This window comes from Ralstonia sp. 1138, from assembly GCF_040544795.1.
Lineage (GTDB): Bacteria > Pseudomonadota > Gammaproteobacteria > Burkholderiales > Burkholderiaceae > Ralstonia > Ralstonia flatus.
On sequence record NZ_JBEPKQ010000001.1, the window covers coordinates 1,353,637 to 1,370,562 of the forward strand.

16 protein-coding genes are annotated in these 16,926 nt (G+C 65.8%); 4 read left to right on the forward strand and 12 right to left on the reverse strand.

The window, feature by feature from the left end; all coding sequences use genetic code 11:
- Positions 1–24 precede the first annotated feature (24 nt).
- The 7 genes from ABIC76_RS05915 to ABIC76_RS05945 are packed head-to-tail and all read right to left on the reverse strand — an operon-like array spanning position 25 to position 6,735.
- The gene (locus ABIC76_RS05915; RefSeq protein ID WP_051530925.1) at positions 25–1,089 is read right to left on the reverse strand and encodes an ABC transporter substrate-binding protein; all 1,065 of its coding nucleotides are present in this window, start codon (positions 1,087–1,089) and stop codon (positions 25–27) included.
- Between the two features lie 26 nt (positions 1,090–1,115).
- Positions 1,116–2,249, reverse strand: coding sequence for an NAD(P)/FAD-dependent oxidoreductase (locus ABIC76_RS05920; RefSeq protein WP_354533295.1), 1,134 nt, complete (start codon positions 2,247–2,249; stop codon positions 1,116–1,118).
- Positions 2,242–3,672, reverse strand: coding sequence for an FAD/NAD(P)-dependent oxidoreductase (locus ABIC76_RS05925; RefSeq protein WP_354533296.1), 1,431 nt, complete (start codon positions 3,670–3,672; stop codon positions 2,242–2,244). The genes ABIC76_RS05920 and ABIC76_RS05925 overlap by 8 nt, the downstream gene beginning before the upstream one ends.
- A complete protein-coding gene (locus tag ABIC76_RS05930) occupies positions 3,672–3,998 on the reverse strand; it encodes a (2Fe-2S)-binding protein (protein WP_102065479.1) in 327 nt (108 codons plus the stop codon). The genes ABIC76_RS05925 and ABIC76_RS05930 overlap by 1 nt, the downstream gene beginning before the upstream one ends.
- Positions 3,999–4,011: 13 nt before the next feature.
- Complete coding sequence (locus ABIC76_RS05935) at positions 4,012–4,806, reverse strand: ABC transporter permease (protein WP_027679828.1); 795 nt, start codon at positions 4,804–4,806, stop codon at positions 4,012–4,014.
- Between the two features lie 10 nt (positions 4,807–4,816).
- Positions 4,817–5,674 carry an ABC transporter permease gene (locus tag ABIC76_RS05940; RefSeq protein ID WP_354533297.1) on the reverse strand — a complete coding sequence of 286 codons (858 nt, stop codon included), beginning with the start codon at positions 5,672–5,674 and terminating at the stop codon, positions 4,817–4,819.
- The gene (locus ABIC76_RS05945; RefSeq protein ID WP_354533298.1) at positions 5,671–6,735 is read right to left on the reverse strand and encodes an ABC transporter ATP-binding protein; all 1,065 of its coding nucleotides are present in this window, start codon (positions 6,733–6,735) and stop codon (positions 5,671–5,673) included. The genes ABIC76_RS05940 and ABIC76_RS05945 overlap by 4 nt, the downstream gene beginning before the upstream one ends.
- 187 nt (positions 6,736–6,922) lie before the next feature.
- Here ABIC76_RS05945 and ABIC76_RS05950 point away from each other — a divergent pair, with 187 nt between their 5' ends.
- Positions 6,923–7,765 carry an IclR family transcriptional regulator gene (locus tag ABIC76_RS05950; RefSeq protein WP_354533299.1) on the forward strand — a complete coding sequence of 281 codons (843 nt, stop codon included), beginning with the start codon at positions 6,923–6,925 and terminating at the stop codon, positions 7,763–7,765.
- Here the strand turns inward: ABIC76_RS05950 and ABIC76_RS05955 are convergent.
- Genes ABIC76_RS05955 through hglS form a run of 3 tightly spaced genes read right to left on the reverse strand, consistent with a single transcriptional unit; the run spans position 7,750 to position 11,884 of the window.
- Positions 7,750–9,189 carry an FAD-binding oxidoreductase gene (locus tag ABIC76_RS05955; RefSeq protein ID WP_354533300.1) on the reverse strand — a complete coding sequence of 480 codons (1,440 nt, stop codon included), beginning with the start codon at positions 9,187–9,189 and terminating at the stop codon, positions 7,750–7,752. The two genes, ABIC76_RS05950 and ABIC76_RS05955, sit on opposite strands and share 16 nt — an antisense overlap.
- Before the next feature lie 38 nt (positions 9,190–9,227).
- The gene (locus tag ABIC76_RS05960) at positions 9,228–10,478 is read right to left on the reverse strand and encodes an aminotransferase-like domain-containing protein (protein ID WP_354533301.1); all 1,251 of its coding nucleotides are present in this window, start codon (positions 10,476–10,478) and stop codon (positions 9,228–9,230) included.
- Entirely contained in the window at positions 10,475–11,884 is a 1,410-nt protein-coding gene (gene hglS, locus ABIC76_RS05965) for a 2-oxoadipate dioxygenase/decarboxylase HglS (protein WP_354533302.1), read from the reverse strand. The genes ABIC76_RS05960 and hglS overlap by 4 nt, the downstream gene beginning before the upstream one ends.
- 134 nt (positions 11,885–12,018) lie before the next feature.
- Between hglS and gcvA the strand changes: the two genes are divergently transcribed.
- Positions 12,019–12,939 (forward strand): transcriptional regulator GcvA, encoded by a 921-nt coding sequence (gcvA, locus tag ABIC76_RS05970; protein ID WP_354533303.1) that lies wholly within the window; start codon positions 12,019–12,021, stop codon positions 12,937–12,939.
- A gap of 136 nt (positions 12,940–13,075) precedes the next feature.
- Here the strand turns inward: gcvA and ABIC76_RS05975 are convergent, their stop codons facing one another.
- Positions 13,076–13,978, reverse strand: coding sequence for a LysR family transcriptional regulator (locus ABIC76_RS05975; protein ID WP_354533304.1), 903 nt, complete (start codon positions 13,976–13,978; stop codon positions 13,076–13,078).
- A gap of 179 nt (positions 13,979–14,157) precedes the next feature.
- On the opposite strand from ABIC76_RS05975, the gene ABIC76_RS05980 reads away from it, so the two are divergent.
- Positions 14,158–14,709, forward strand: coding sequence for a carboxymuconolactone decarboxylase family protein (locus ABIC76_RS05980; RefSeq protein ID WP_354533305.1), 552 nt, complete (start codon positions 14,158–14,160; stop codon positions 14,707–14,709).
- A gap of 70 nt (positions 14,710–14,779) precedes the next feature.
- The gene (locus ABIC76_RS05985; RefSeq protein ID WP_354533306.1) at positions 14,780–15,412 is read left to right on the forward strand and encodes a pyridoxamine 5'-phosphate oxidase family protein; all 633 of its coding nucleotides are present in this window, start codon (positions 14,780–14,782) and stop codon (positions 15,410–15,412) included.
- Between the two features lie 27 nt (positions 15,413–15,439).
- Here the strand turns inward: ABIC76_RS05985 and ABIC76_RS05990 are convergent, their stop codons facing one another.
- Entirely contained in the window at positions 15,440–16,915 is a 1,476-nt protein-coding gene (locus ABIC76_RS05990) for an MFS transporter (RefSeq protein WP_354533307.1), read from the reverse strand.
- Positions 16,916–16,926: the final 11 nt, after the last annotated feature.

Below are 16,926 nucleotides of genomic sequence, written 5' to 3' on the forward strand. Positions count from 1 at the left end.
TTGCGATGCGGTGATGCGTGAGGCTCAACGCTCGACGATGCGGTTCCAGCGCTTGCTCCACTCGGGACGCTCGGCGTTGATCACGTCCCAGTCCAGCGCAACGGCCGTCTTCAGGATGGTGTTCATCTTGTTCTGCTCTTCCGCCGCCTTGCCCTTGAGCGGGGCCTTGGGGTTGACTGGATTGTAGGAGCCGTTTTCCATGGCGAGCGCCTGGGCTTCGGGGCTGATCAGGTAGTCCGCCAGCTTCTGCGCCAGCTCGGCATCCGGATTGTTGGCCAGCACGCACTGCGCCGTCAGCAGAACGACAGCGCCTTCCTTGGGCGCGACGAATTCCATCGGGATGCCCTTGGACTTCATCAGCTCCACCTGCGTGAGCGTGTACGGGAACAGCGCCGCATCGCCGGCCTGCATCATCTCCACCACCTTCGAAGAGTTGGGGATGTACTCGACCACGTTCGGGCCGATGGTGGTCGGCCATGCCTTGAAGGCGGGGTCGACGTTCTTTTCCGTGCCGCCCTTCATGCGGTTGAACATCAGGAAGGCATCGAGCCCGAACGACGAAGCCGGCATGGATTGCACGACCACCTTGCCCTTGTATTTCGGGTCAGCCAGGTCGCCCCACGAGGTGGGCGGCGTCCAGCCCTTGTCGGCAAAGATTTTGGTGCTGTAGGCCAGGCCCGTCAGGCCCATCGACAAGCCGACCGCGTAGTCCCCCTTCAGATGCGCAATGGCGGGCACCGCCGACAGGTTGGCCGAGGGCTTGAGCTTTTCGCACAGCCCCATGCCGATCGCGCGGAACATGACACCGTCGTCCAGCGTCATCACGTGCATCTGTGCCTTGCCTTTGGTGGCTTGCGCCTTGGCGAGGATGTCGGTCGAGGTGCCGGGCACGACGACGACCTTGACGTTGTTGGCCTTCTCGAACGGCGGGAATACGAACTGCGTGTAGGTGCGTTCCATGTTGCCGCCGTTCATGCCGATGTACAGCGTCTTGGTGTCGGCGTGGGCGGCGCCCGCGGCGAGCAGGGCCATGCCGGCAGCCGCAGCAATGACGGACGTGAACGAGGTTTTCGCGTGTTTCACAAGCATGGTGATCTCCTGGGGCATCAAGTGCATCAAGCTGCGGGTGGCAGAAAGCGTTGGATGGAAAAGGGCTCGATCGGCGTGGTAGTGCGGCCTTCGGCAATCAGCTCGGCCATGACATCGCCCACGCCGGGGCCGAGCTGGAAGCCGGCGCCGGCAAAGCCGAACGCGTGGAACAGGCCGGGGCGGCGGGCACTGGGGCCAATCACGGGCTGGTCGTCGGGCAGGTTGCCTTCGGTGCCGCTCCAGGTGCGGATGATGTGGGCGCCTGTGAGTTGCGGCAGCAGCGCCGCCAGTTGCGGCAGCTGGCGCAGGATCGCCACGTGCGACGAGCGTGCGCGCTGGTCGTCCAGCACGTAGCCGCGCCCGCCGCCGAATACCACATTGCCGCGCCGCACCTGACGGCAGTAGATGCCGCCGCCTTCCACGCCCAGGCTCCAGGGCAGGAAGAACGGCAGCGGCTCGGTCACGCCCATGGTGGGCGGGATGGTGAACATCGGCACGGGCTCGCCCCATTGCGCGGCAAATTGCGCTGCCCAGGCCCCGGCGCAGTTGACCAGCGCAGAGGCTTTGACCTCCAGATCACGGTCATGCTGGCGCGCATGGACGACGAAGCGCGCGCCATCGTGCTCGACCGATTGCACTGGCGCGTGCTCGCGCACATCGGCGCCGGCAGCCTGCGCGGCGCGAGCGAACGCGGGCGACAGCAGGCGCGGATTGGCCTGTCCGTCTTCCGGGCACAGCGAGCCGCCGACGATCTGTTCGCCGCCCATCGGAAAATACTTTTGCAGCGCAGCCCGGCCCTCGATGAGCTTCAGCCCAAGGCCAAACCCCTCGCTGCGCGCCGCATAGCCCGCCAGCGATTCCATGTCGGCCACGCTGCGCGCGATCTTGAAGTGCCCGCTGCGCTCGTACTCGGCCTCGGTGCCGATCAGCTCGGTCAGGCGCCCCCAGATCTGGTGCGAACGCTGGGCCAGCGGCAGTTGCTCGATGGAGCGTCCCTGGCGCCGCACACCGCCAAAATTGACGCCGCTGGAGCGCGAGCCGCACAGGTCGCGCTCGAGCAGGGTGACGGCCAGCCCCCGCCGCCGCAGGAACAGCGCCGTCGCGCTGCCCATGATGCCGCCGCCGATGATGGCCACGTCGCATGCAAGCTGCTCACGCATGGTGGTCCTCCGGTTCGATCACCTCGGTCACATCCAGCGGCAGCGGCTTGATCGGTGCCTGCCCGCGCAGTCGCCCCACCTTTTCCAGTGGAACGGACTGCGCGTGCGCCAGGATTTCCGCTGCCGACGCGCCGCACATCCGGCCCTGGCAGCGGCCCATGCCGACCCGGCAAAGCGCCTTCAGGCGGTTCAGTTCGTGCACGCCGCATTCGGCGGCCGTCTGGCGCAGGGTGCCCGCGGTAACGTTTTCGCAGCGGCACACCACCAGGTCGTTGCTGGCGTGCGCGGCCCAGTCATCGGGAAACGGGAAGGCGACTTCCAGCGCGTGGCGGAACCGCTCGATCTTCTGCAGGCGCTGGCGCAGCGCGTCCAAACGATCAGCATCGACGGTGATTTGCCGATCCTGCAACAGCGCGAGCGCGGCCAGTTCACCGGAGTACTCGGCTGCGTCGGCGCCCATGATGCCCGCGCCGTCGCCCGCCAGATACACGCCCGCGACGGAGCTGCGCCGCATCGCATCGATGCGCGGTACATGGCAGCGGTGCAGCGCAGAAAACTCAAACGCGCAGCCGAGCAGATCGGCGAGTTGCGTTTCGGGCCGCAGCGCGTAGCCCATGCCCACAGCGGAGCACGCGGTGCGCTGCTCGCGGCCGGCGCTGTCTTGCCACACGAGCTGTTCGACCGCCGCATCGCCCTCGGCGCGCAGCAATCGCACGCCGTGGTGCATGGGAATGCCGTGCAGCTTGAGCCAGCCGACCAGCGCCAACCCCTTGGCCATGACGGCGAGCTGGCCGAGCATGGCCGGTGCCGCCTTGTAGCGCGCGGAGGCCGGTGCGGTGTCGAGCACCGCCACGACATTCGCGCCGGCCTTCGCGTACTGGCAGGCCACCAGATACAGCAGCGGGCCGGTGCCGGCAAACACCACGGCATCGCCAATCGCACAGCCCTGGTATTTGAGCGCGACTTGCGCGCCGCCCAGCGTATAGACGCCGGGCAGCGTCCAGCCCGGGATGGGCAGCACGCGGTCCGTGGCGCCGGTCGCGACGATCACATCGCGCCACGGCAGGCTGCTGACCGCGCGCGTGGGCACGTGCAGCAGGTCGAGCAGATCGGGCTGCGCATTCCAGACCAGGGTCTGCGGGTGGTAATCGATCTGCGGTTGGAGGCGGTCGAATGTGGCGTGTATTGCCTGCGCACGTTCGGCTTCGGTGCCGTACAGATCTGCGGCGCTCCGGGCGAAGCCTTCCGGCTGGCGGCGATAGATCTGGCCGCCCGAGCGCGGCGCTTCATCCAGCACGATGGGTTTGAGGCCGTGCGCCAGCAGCGTCTGCGCCGCACGCACACCTGCCGGCCCGGCACCGATGATGACGGGCTGCAGGTCCGCTTGCGACTGCCGCTGCAGCGTGGGGGCGGATTGCGTCATCACGCGGCTCCCTCGTTGTCGGCCGGCTGCGTGCAGATGTGCATGCCCGGTTCGATCATGGTCTGGCAGGCGCGCAGCGATTTGCCGTCGGCCAGACGCACCCAGCAGTCCTGGCATGCGCCCATCAAGCAGAAGCCGGCGCGCGGCTGCTGGCTGAATTCATTGATGCGCAGCTGGCGTGTGTGCGTGAGCACGGCGGTCAGGACGGTGTCCCCGGCGAGGGCTTCAGCGGGCTGGCCGTCCAGCACGAAGGCCACCGCGGGCCGGTTGCGCTCTTTGAGGCGCTGGAGCTGCGCGCGGGCAGAGCGGTTTGCAGGAGCATTCATCGTGATCTCTGTCTCAATGCTTGCCGATCAGGATTCGGTCGAGGCCGTAGACCTTGTCCAGCAGCAGCATCAGCGCGAGCGTGAGGAAGACGATCAGCGCCGAGACGGCGGCCATCATCGGGTCGAGCGATTCCGTGGCGTACATGTACATGCGCACCGGCAGCGTGACGGTGGCGGGAGACACCACGAAGATCGACATCGTCAGTTCATCAAAGCTGTTGATGAAGGCCAGCAGCCAGCCGCCCGTGATGCCCGGCAGGATCATCGGCAGCGTCATGCGGCGGAACACCGTCAAGCTGCTTGCGCCCAGCGAATAGGCGGCGTGCTCGACCGAGTGGTCAAAGCCCACCAGCGCCGCCATCACCAGCCGCATCGTGTACGGCGTGACGATCAGCGCGTGCGCGAAGATCAGCCAGCCGAAGCTGCCTTGCCCGCCCACCAGCGAGAACATGCGCAGCAGCGCCACGCCCAGCACAAGGTGCGGAATGATCAGCGGCGACAGAAACACGCCTTGCAGATACTGCAGCCCCGGCGCGCGATAGCGCACGATGGCCATGGCCGCCGGCACCGCCAGCGCGGTCGACAGCGTGGCCGCCGCCAGGCCCAGCCAGAGGCTGTTCCAGAACGACTGCACGAAGTCGGGGTGATGCAGCACCTGGTCGAACCAGCGCAGCGAGAAATGGCTGGTGGGCAGCGTGAGCGTTTCTTCAGGCGTGAAGGCGACGATGCAGACGATCACGAGCGGTGCCAGCATGAAGGTGATGACGAGCGCGTTGAAGATGAGCGCGAGCGGTCCGTTCTTTTGCATGTGCGCTCCTTCAGCCCAACGTCTTCTTGTAGCGGCCTTCGATCATGCGGTTCCAGCCCAGCATGATGACGAGGTTGGCCGCCAGCAGGATCAGCGCGATGGCTGCGCCCAGCGGCCAGTTCAGTTCATTCAGGTATTCGTCGTAGATGAGCGTGGCGACCATCTTCACGCGGCGCCCGCCGAGCAGCCCCGGAATGGCGAATGAACTGGCGGCCAGGCCGAACACGATCAGGCTGCCCGACAGAATGCCCGGCATGACCTGCGGCAGCACGACGCGGCGCAACGTGGTGAAGTGCGATGCGGACAATGACAGCGCGGCGTTCTCCACCCACGGGTCGAGCTTTTGCAGTGACGTCCACACCGGAATCACCATGAACGGCAGCATCACGTGCACCAGCGCAATCACCACGGCCGTCTCGTTGTACAGCAGCTTGACCGGGCCGATGCCGACCGCCTTGAGCACTGCGTTGATCAGGCCTTCGGGCCCGAGCAGCATGCTCCAGCCGAATGCGCGCACCACGACCGAGATCAGCAGCGGCGCCAGGATGATGAGCAGGAAAATCGAGCGCCAGGGCTTGCGCATCCGGCTCAGGATGTAGGCCTCGGGCGCGCCGATCAGGATGCAGATCAGCGTCACGAGCGCCGAGACGCGCAGCGTGCGCCAGAAGATTTCGTAGTAGTACGGGTCTTGCACCACGTGCAGGTAGTGCGCAAACGTGAAGGTGCCCGCAATCGGGCCCTTGTCGGCGTCGAACGCGTTGAACGACAGCATCACGCTCAGCGCGAGGGGCACGAACAACATCACGCCGAAGAGCGCCAGCGCCGGGCCGGTCATGCTCCACGGCACCCAGATCGGTCTGCGGCTCATGCTGCGGTCCCCTCGGTACCGATCACGCGCACATAGCGGTCTTCCCAATCCACGCCGACGGTCTGGCCCACTTCGCGCGGGGCGTCGCCATCGTTCACGGCAGAGACGAGCATCGCGCCAAGCGGCGTGTCGACGGTGTACATCCACTGATTGCCGAGGAAGAAGCGTTCGGTCACGCGGCCTTCGCAGCGGCCGGTGCCGTCGGCGTTGCACGTCATTTTTTCGGGGCGCAGCGCCAACACGACCTTGCTGGCCGCCGGCGTGCCAGGCGGCAGTGCCAGTTGCACGGTGCCGACCGTTGCGCGGCGTTCGCCATCGGCACCGGCCACCACTGCCGCATGCAGCAGGTTGGCCTTGCCGACAAACGTCGAGATGAACGCGTTGCGCGGGTGTTCGTACACCGCCAGCGGCGTATCCACCTGCGTAATGCGGCCCGCTTCCATGACGACGACGCGGTCGCTGATCGACATGGCTTCGGCCTGGTCATGCGTGACCATGATGGTGGTCGTGCCGACCTTGCGCTGGATTTCACGCAGCTCGAACTGCATCTCTTCGCGCAGCTTGGCGTCCAGGTTCGACAGCGGCTCGTCCAGCAGCAGCACCGGCGGCTTGATGACCAGCGCGCGTGCCAGGGCCACGCGCTGGCGCTGTCCGCCCGACAGCTCGCGCGGGTAGCGGTCGATATGTTTGTCCAGATGCACGAGCGCCAGCGCTTCCATGGCGCGCTCGCGGCGTTCCGTTGCCGGGCACTTGCGCATCTCCAGCCCGAACTCCACGTTCTCGCGCACCGTCATGTGCGGAAACAGCGCGTAGGTCTGGAACACGATCCCCAGGCCGCGCGCGTTGGCCTTGGCGCGGGTGATGTCCTTGCCGTCCAGCTCGATCGAGCCCTCGGTCACCTCTGCGAAGCCCGCAATCATCTGCAGCGTGGTCGTCTTGCCGCAGCCGGACGGGCCCAGCAGCGAGACGAATTCGCCCTTGTGCACGTTCAGGTTGAAGTCCTGGACGACCCGGAGGTCGCCGTACTGCTTGGAGACATGGTTCAGGCGCAGAAAACTCATCGGTGATCCTTTGCGACCGGAGGCGTCGCCAGACTCTTCCAATTGAACAATATGGATATGCTATTGCAACAGGTGTGCCAAAACATCGATTTCGCCTAGGTGTATACGCTGTAGTTGGAATTTTTCTCGTATTTATTCCGTTCATCGGAATACAATCGATCAACCAAATTCAGTCCATTCCAGCTTTATGTCCGTAGATTCCGACGACGACGCGCATCAGCGCAGCGCCATGCACCGCACCTTCCAGATCCTGCGCACCATGGCGGAGCAGCAGCACCAAGGTGTGCGCGTCACCTACCTGGCCAAGACGCTGGGAATGACGCCTGCCACCACACACCGCCTGCTGCAGGGGCTGACGCAGGAAGGCATGGTCGAGCAGGATCAGCAGAACAAGCTGTACCGTCTGAGCCTGGATCTCTTCTGTCTGGCGGCCCAGGCGGGCGCGGTGAACGACTTGCGCTCCGTCGCCCGGCCGGCGCTGCTGCGGCTGAATGCCAGCCTGGGCGACACGGTGCTGCTGCTGGTGCGCTCGGGCTTCGATGCGGTATGCCTGGACCGCGTGGAAGGGCAGTACCCCATTCGCACCTTCACCGGCGATGTGGGCGGTCGGATCGAACTCGGCGTCGGCCAGGGCGCGCTGGTGATCCTCGCGCACCTGCCGGACGCCGAGCAGGAAGAAGTGCTGCGCTACAACCTGCCGCGCATCCGGCACTACAACGTGTACGACGAGGTCTACCTGCGCTCCGAGGTCAGGAAGGCCCGCGAGCGCGGCTACAGCGCCAAGACGGACGGGCTGCTCGAAGGCATGGCCGGTATTGCCGTGCCCGTGTTCGATCGCAATGGCAACGTCGTTGCCGCGCTTTCCGTGGGTACGCTCGCCAATCGCCTGAGCGCCGATCGCCTGCCCATCGTCTACGACATGCTGCTGCGCGAGGCCAATCGCCTCACCACGCAGATCAATCCGTTCGATCCGACGCTGCGCCGCCCGATGCAGTCGATGGCCGTGAGCGATACCTATCGCGCCATCTGACCCGGCGGCCGTTCGAGCACGCGTCCCGGGTTCAGCAGGCATTGCGGGTCGAGCGCCTGTTTGATGGTGCGCATCAAGTGCAGGGCCACCGGCGCCTTGTAGTGCGGAAGGTGGTCGCGCTTGAGCGCGCCGATGCCGTGCTCGGCGGAGATCGAACCGCCAAAGCGGTGGACGGACTGGTACACCGCATCGCCAATCGCAGCCTCATGCGCGGCCACGAACGCCGCAGCGTCCGCCCCGGCCGGCGGCTGCACGTTGTAGTGCAGATTGCCGTCGCCCAGGTGCCCGAAGTTGATGAGCCGCAGCCCCGGCGCCAGCACCTGCAGTTGCGCATCGGTCTGCGCCACGAACTCAGGAATGCGCGAGATCGGCACCGAGACATCGTGTTTGATGTTGGGCCCTTCGGCCGCCTGGGCCAGGGTGATGCTCTCGCGGATGTGCCACAGGTCGTGCGCCTGCCGTATGTTTTCGGCGATGATCGCGTCGGTCACGATGCCGTCTTCCATCGCGGTTTCCAGCAGGTGTTCGAACTGCGCCCGGGCATGCGCCTCCGATTCACTGTCGGACGCTTCCAGCAGCACGCACCACATCGTTTCGCGCCACATCGGCACGCGCAACTGCGGATAGTGCGTGTCGACCAGCCTGAGCCCTTCCTGGCTCATCACCTCAAAACCCGTGAGCGCCGCAGACAGATGCCGGTGCGACAACGCCAGCAATGACGTGGCGGCTTGCAGCGAAGGCACCGCGGCCCACGCCGTCAATTGCGCGGCCGGTTGCGGATACAGCCGCAGCGTGGCTGCCGTGATGATGCCCAGCGTGCCCTCGCTGCCGATGAACAGATTGCGCAGGTCATAGCCGGTGTTGTCCTTGCGCAGGCCTTGCAGGTTTTCCCAGACCTGGCCGTCGGCCAGCACGACTTCCAGCCCCAGGCACAGCTCGCGCGCATTGCCATAGCGCAGCACCTGCGTGCCGCCCGCATTGGTCGCCAGGTTGCCGCCGATGGTGCAACTGCCTTCCGCACCCAGGCTCAGCGGGAACAGCATGCCGGCCTCGCTTGCCACGTCCTGCAGCGACTGCAGCACGCAACCGGCGTCCACCGTCATCGTCATGTTGGCGGCGTCGATGGCGCGCACGGTCTGCATGCGGCGCAGGCTCAGGATGATTTGCTCGCCGCTGGCATCGGGCACCGAGCCTTCCACCAGCCCTGTATTGCCGCCCTGCGGCACGATGGACACACCGGCTTGTGCGCACGCGCGTACGACCGCAGCCACGTCGGCCGTGCAGCCGGGCCGCACCACGCACAGCGCCTTGCCGCGCACGCGCTGACGCCAATCGGATTCGTATTCGGCGCAGTCGTCGCCGGTCAGAACATTGGCGGCCCCCACGATGTCGCGCAAGGCCGGAATCAGGTTGTCGGGTGTCATGGCTATTGCGATGAAGGTGGTCTCTGTCTGAGGAGGCGTCAACGCATGGCCAGCGCCACGGCCGCCGCCAGCCGCTGCACGGCCTGTTCGATCTGCGGCACCTCGGGCGCGGCGAACGACAGGCGCATGGTGTGGAGCTGCGCGTTGTCCGGGTAGAACGCCTTGCCGGGCACATAGAGCACCTGCTGCGACACGGCGGCATCGAAGAGCGCCTGCGGGTCGATCGACCGGGCGAACGTGGCCCAGACAAACATGCCGCCCGCCGGCGCGGCGCACTGCACTCGGCCATCCAGCTGCGTGGCGATGCCTTGCACCAGCGCCTGCATGCGCCGCTGATATTCGACGCGTGCGCGTTGCACCGTGGCCGGATAGCGGCCGCTTTCCAGATAGCGCGCCGCCACCATCTGCGCCAGCGGAGACGTGCACAAATCCACTGTCTGCTTGGCGATGGCGCAGCGGCGGAGCAGGCTGGCATCGGCCAGCATCCAGCCGATCCGCAGCGCAGGTGCGACGGTCTTGGACAGGCTGGAGAGATACACCACGGGGTTCGTGCCGCCGACGGCCAGCCGGTCCCCCACTGCGCGCAGCGTGGGTGGCATGGCAGCGGCGTCGCCCTCTGCCGTATCAAAGCGCAGCTCGCCGTAGGGATCGTCTTCCACCACCCAGAAGCCGTGCGCGCAGGCCAGTTGCACCAGGGCTTCGCGCCGCTGGGCGGCCAGCAGCGTGCCGCGTGGGTTGGAAAAATTCGGGACGGTGTAGAGCAGCTTGGGGCGCTGCGTGGCAGGCAGTTGATGCAGCAGGTCGGCCAGTGCATCGGTCTGCAGGCCGTGCTCGTCCATCGGTACAGGCACGATGCGGGCCTGCGCCAGGCGCAGGGCCTGCAGCGAGGCGGGGTAGGCGGGCACTTCCACCAGCACCGTATCCCCCGGTTCGATCAACACCCGCACCAGCAGGTCGAAGGCTTGCTGCGAGCCGGTGGTGACCATCACCTGTTCGGCGCTGGCCTGGATGCCGCGCGCTTCCATCAATGCGGCGAGGGCTGCGCGGAGGACGGGGAGCCCTTCAGTCGCGCCGTACTGCAAGGCCTGCGCATCGCCCGTCGTGGCTTGGGCAGCGGCGTGCGCCAGGCCTTCAGCGTCGAACAGGCTGGGCGACGGGTAACCGCCCGCCAGCGAGATCATCCCCGGCTGGCTAAGGTACGGAAACAGTTCACGGATGGGCGAGCCGGCGGGGTTTGCAAACGGGGCGGCAAAGCCCGGCATGGCGGCAGGCGTGTGCGGGCCGGTCATGCAGCGTCCACCACGGGCGTGCCGCGCAGCACGGCATGCACCTGATCGATGGAGCGCTGCTGCGCGGCTTCATACAGCGCGATTTCGTCATGCACGCGCGCGCCCAGCGCTGCTTCGAAGGCCTGCTGCGCGGCGTGGGCCTGATACTGCTTCTGCTCTTCGCCGCCCAGGTTGGACTGGAAGATGCCGGCCGCGCTGACCGGCAAGAAGTCTTCATACGTGATGGGGTCGGCCTGCACCCAGCCCTTGGCCAGGAGTTCATCCAACGACAAATCGGCTGCCGTGCCTGCGTCGGCCTGTGCACGGCCCGACGGCGTAAGCGTGTAGCGATAGAACGCCAGCCCTTGCGCACGCAGCGCGTCATGGCTGTCGGGAAAGGCGCGGAACGCCTGTGCCAATCGGCTTCCGTAGTTGGGTGCAGCATTGCCGGCATTGCCCATGCTGCGCACCTCGGCCAGCAGTTGGTCATACAGCGCGCGACCGGTGCGCGTGAGGGCCACGCCGCGCTGCTCGATTTCGCCAAAGCGCGCCGTGTGGGCGCCTGCATCGTCGGTAAAGCGCACCGCTTCCTGCAGCGCCTTGAAGCTGGTCTGGCGCAGCAGGATGGGGCAGTCGCGGCGCGGCGGGCCTTCCACCACATCCTTGGCATCCATGCCGCGTGTGGGCATGGCGGCCTGGGCGGCGTCGATGTCGAGCGTGCGCGGTGTCAGGTGGTTGATGTGCGGGCCGCGGAAGCACACGACGTCGGCCACAAGACGGTGCGCGGCTTGCAGCGCGCGATACGTCCCGGCGTCGACCGTAGCGGTGCTGTGCCAGCGGAAGGTCTCGAGCGCCTCGCGTACGAACGTGTCGGCATCTGCGTCGGCCAGGCCGCCGTCGGCTTCGCATTGGGCAATCAATTCCAGCACGCGCGGCGTAAAAATCTGCCGGCGCGCCAGGATGGCGGCGGCCTTCTCACGCAGGGCGGCGTCGGCAATCAACTCAAGCCGCAGCAGCGAGGTGAACACGCGAAACGGGTTGGCCAGCAACGCGGCGTCGGTCACTGGGCGGAACGCCGTCGAATGCACGGGCACGCCGGCCACCGACAGATCGTAGTAACCCACCGGTTCCATCCCCATGACGGCAAACAGCCTGCGCAGCGTGGCCAGCTCGGCGGCCGTGCCGACGCGGATGGCGCCGTGGCGCTCGATATCCAGCCGCTCCAGTTCGCCCGACTGCGCCATCTGCGCGCGCAGCGCGGACTGAGCGTCCAGCGTGCGCGCGTTGATGTCTGCCACCAACTCGACCAGCGTGCCGTATTGCGGCACCTCCTCCCGGTACATGGCCGACATGGCCCGCGAAAAGCGCGAGCGGATTTCATTGGCGTGGATGAAGTTCGACGCGGGAAGTTGATGCGAAGCGCTCATGACTGAGTTGGATTGGGCAGGGGTGAAGCGATGCTAGGTTGGCCAAGAAGCGGCGGTCAAACGATAATCCGGCCTGAGGTCATTCCAAATTAGAATGACCTGGCGACTTCGCACCGCACAATTTCAGCGCTTCCATGTTCCTGTCTCGCCGCTTTCTGCCGCCGATGTCCCTGCTATGCGCGTTCGAGGCCGCTGCGCGCCACCAAAGCTTCACGGCTGCTGCCGCCGAGCTGCACCTTACGCAAAGTGCCGTCAGTCGCCAGATCCGTGCGCTGGAAGAGCGACTGGGCGCAGAACTTTTCGTGCGCGAACGCCAGACCGTGCGGCTGAGCGCGGCGGGCCAGGCGTATGCCGAGGAGGTCCGCAGCGCGTTGATGCGCATCTCCAGCGCCACGGTCGGGTTTCGTACCAACCCGCAGGGCGGCAGCCTGAATCTGGCCATCCTGCCGACCTTCGGCACCCGCTGGCTGGCGCCGCGCCTGCCGGCGTTTTTTGACGCGCACCCCGGCATCACCATCAACCTGACGACGCGGCTGTCGCAGTTCGACTTTCAGCTGGAGGCGGTGGATGCCGCCATCCATTTCGGTACGCCGCACTGGCCGGGAGCCGAGCTGGCCTTGCTGATGAGCGAAACCGTCGTGCCCGCCTGCAGCCCGGCGCTGCTGGCCCGTTACGACTTTGCGCAGCCGCGCGATCTGCTGCATGCGCCGCTGTTGCATCTGGCCTCGCGCCCCGATGCCTGGCCGCGCTGGCTGGCGAGCCATCAGGTGGCGGGTGCAGAACCCCAAGGCATGCTGTTCGACCAATTTGCCACCGCCGCGCAAGCGGCAGTGGCGGGGCTGGGCGTGGCGTTACTGCCGCGTTTCCTGATCACCCATGAGCTGCAGCAAGGTGATTTGGTGCGGGCATTGCCGCATGTGCCTGAGATGGAAAGTGCCGAGCGTTACTACCTTGCCTGGCCGACGAGCCGTGCCGACTATCCGCCGCTCCAGGCGCTGCGGACATGGTTGGTCAAGGCGGCACAAGACTTTATGCCGACGCAGGGTGGGCAGTGAGGTGCGGTGTTTTCCAGGAGCGGGAGAAATGCAAACGTTCGGCGGCAGATCCAACGGTTCGTGACTTCGCCGAAGGCTTCCGGTTGGTGACGAACAGCCCCGCCTCAATCCAATCCAAAATCCGCACCGTCGGCGGCTAGATTCCCGTGCACCGCTGCCGCAACCGAGGGACGAGAAAATCCAAAAACGCACGCAGCTTGATTGGCAGCGGTTTTTGACCGGCGTGCATGACGTGCACCGGTAGCGGCGGCGGCTCGAAGCGCTGCAGCACGATGCGCAGCAAACCTTGCGAAACGGCATCGGCGACTTGATACGAAAGCACGCGCGTGAGCCCGACGCCCGCGGCCGCAGCGGCGATGGCCGCTTCCGCGGTGTTGACGACGAGCCGTGAATGGACCTCCACGTTCGTTGCTTTGGTTGTGCGTGATGGGAACGTCCACATTTGCGCGGCGTCCAGGGCGTTGAACGTCACGCACGTATGCGACTTCAGCCGCGCCGGGGTTGCGGGCACGCCATGCGCGTCGAGATACGCGGGGCTTGCGCAGACGACCCGGCGAACCTCGCCGACTCGCGTGGCCACCATGCTGCTGTCGGGCAGGGACCCAATCCGCACCGCCGCATCGACGTGCTCCTCAAGTAAGTGAATGCTGCGATCGACCAGCGAAAGCCGAACGTCGATCTGCGGGTACACGGCCAGAAATTCGGCAATCAGCGGCGTGACGTGCAAGCGGCCGAATACGACTGGCGCGGTGACCGACAGCTCGCCGCGGGGGGTGGCGTATTCACCCGTGGCAGCGCGCTCCGCTTCATCGATCTCCCCCAGAATCTTGCGGCAGGCTGCAACATAGGACGCACCCGCTTCGGTCAAGGAGAGCTGCCGCGTGGTGCGAATCAACAGGCGCGTCGCCAAATGCGATTCCAATTCGCTGATCTTGCGACTGACTGTCGTCAGCGGCATGCCGAGATGCCGTGCCGCAGCGGAAAAGCTGCCTGCGTCGGTCACTGACAGCAGCACCTGCATCGCTTCGAGCCGGTCCATAGCGCGGGCGGGAATGGTTGTTTTGGAAGCGGCGCCTGTGTGGCTCAGGTGCCCGGGAAATGCACGAGAACTCTACCATCCAACGGAAGAATCATTCCCGTTTTTCGCCCATTATCCTGTGGGGCGGGAAACCCTACATTACGGGTGTCGCTGTTCAACCCGCTTGAAAGGAAATTTCCATGTCCCGTATTCCGACCCCCATTACGATCGCCGATGCGCCCGTTGCATCCCGCCCGCTACTCCAGGCCGTCGAACAACAGTTGGGCGTGGTGCCGAATCTGTTTCGCATGGTGGCGAACAGTCCGGCAGCGCTCGAAGGCTATCTAGCCCTGTCGGGCGCACTTGCGAAGGGCAAGCTGTCCGCACAGACGCGCGAACGGATCGCCCTCGCCATCGCGGAAGTCAACGGCTGCGATTACTGCTTGTCCGCTCACGCTTATCTCGCGAAGAACGTCGCGAAACTCGATGATGCAGAGATCGCCGCGAACCGGCACGGCAAGTCGAACGACGCGAAGGCCGATGCCGCCGTGCGGTTTGCGGTGCTTGTCGCCCAGCGGCGCGGGCGTGTCACTGACGTCGAATTGGCAGCCATCAAGGTGGCCGGCTACACCGACGCCGACATCATCGAGATCGTGGAGAACGTTGCGCTGAACGTCTGGACGAACTACATCAACGTCGTCGCCGAGACGGAAATCGACTTCCCTGTGGTGAGCGCCGAAGCGCTCGCCTGAGCAAGCATCACCAGACGCGGAGAGCACGGACATACCGTCAGTGGTTCCCGCTTTGCATGGAGCAGCGGCCATGAATCAGAAGGCATATCCCAGTGATATTGCGTTCACGTCCACCGTGAAGGCGATGCAGACGCAGCACGGCTCGCGCGAGCTTTACGCGGGCGTGGAGCAGGGCAGGGGCTGGCACACGACGATCACGCCCGACTGTGCCGCGTTCATCCAAGAACAGACCAGCGTCTTTTTGGCAACGGCCAATGCGGCGGGACAGCCGTATATCCAGCATCGCGGGGGGCCACGAGGCTTTCTGCACGTGCTCGATGCAAAGACGATAGCCTTCGCAGACTTCGCTGGAAACCGGCAGTTCATTACGTTGGGCAACCTTGCCGACAATCCGAAGGCGTATTTCTTCATGATCGACTACGCTCGCCGCCGCAGAATCAAATTCTGGGGAACGGCGGCGGTGTCGGAAGACGCGCAACTGCTCGAACGGCTTGCAGACAAGGACTACAAGGCAAAGCCCGAGCGCGTCATCGTGTTCACGGTCGAGGCCTGGGACATGAACTGCCCGCAGCACATCCCGCAGCGATTCGATGCGGACGACGTGCGCAAGGTCTTGGAAGAGAAGGACGAGCGCATCCGTCGGCTGGAAGAGGAAGTACGTGAACTGCGAGGGCAGGCGGCACGCGCCGGTGCGCAGGAATGACGACGCGCCGGCCGTTTTCCCTGGCCATCACGAGCGCGTACCACTCGGGCTAGATGCACGAGGCGCTCGGCTTGTGCCAGGCGCGGCGGGCGCTCGTGCCAGCGAGATGCCAAGCGCGGCGCCCAAGGCGAGGAACAACGCCATCGACAGAAGCGCGACGACGAACGCGTGCGCAATGGCGGCCGGATCCTGGCGCGTGCCGAGGACCGTATAGAAAATGCCGCCGATGATTGCGACGCTGAGCGACGTGCTGACCTGCAGCGTCGAACTGGCGATGCCGGCGATCATGCCGGAAAGCGCCGGTGCGACGCGCCCGGTCACCATGCGCATCAGCGTGGGCAGCGCGAGGCCCTGTCCGAAACCGATGACGAACAGCGCGGCGGCGAGCGGTACGGGTGCGAGCGGCATCCCGATCGGCGTGGCATCGATCAACCATGCGAGGCCGACGAGCCCCACGACCTCGAGCCCGATGCCGAACGGGTTGACGTAGGCGCCGATGAGTCGTGCACAGAACGGCGTCGACAACGGGCCGAGCAGGAACCCTAAGCCGAACGGCAGGAATACGAGGCCTGCGCTCAGCGCGTCGACATGCAATGCATTCTGCAGATACACCGAGAACAGCAGGAAGAACGCGCCGATCGCGTATAGCAGCAGCGCGATCAGCAAGGCCCGTCCCAGCCCCGGCGCACGCAGCGCGGCCGGATCGAGCAGCGGGGCGCCTCCGCGGCTGCCCAGCCTGCGCTCGTAGCGCCAGAAGAACCCGGCCAGCGCCGGCACCGCGATCAGCGACACCCATGCCCATACGGGCCAGCCTGCTTCGCGTCCCTCGATGAGCGGCACGATCAGCGCGCCCAGCGTCAGCATCGACAGCGCGGTGCCGCCGAGGTCGAGCTTGCGCGCATGCTGCGCACGCGTTTCCTTCAATAGCGGAACGCCGAACAGCACGACCAGAACCGCCAGCGGCAGGTTGACGAGGAAGATCGTGCGCCAACCCAGATTCAACAGATTCAGCGAGATCAGGACGCCGCCCAGCGCCTGGCCGACCACGGCGGCGAGGCCGAACACCGCGCCATACAAGCTGAGCGCGCGCGGCTTTTCCGCTTCAGGGAAGATCGCCTGAATCGAAGCGAGCGCCTGCGGCGCCATGATCGCGGCTGTCACGCCTTGCAACGCGCGACCGACGATGAGCGTCCATGGCGAGTTCGCAAAGCCGCACAGCATCGAGGCAGTCGCAAATCCGATCAGCCCGATAAAGAACATGCGGCCTCGGCCGAACAGGTCGCCCAACCGCCCGCCGGTGATCAGCGTCACGGCGTACAGGCCGGCATATGACGAAATGACCAGTTGCTCAGCCGATGAAGAGGCCCCAAGGTCCGTGCGGATCGACGGCAGCGCGACGTTGATGATGAAGAAGTCGAGCGGTGGCAGGAAGGCGCCGACGAGCAGGATGGAAAACATGGCCCAGCGGCGCGGGTCGGGTGAGGCGGGATCATTTCGTAGCATGGACCACTCCC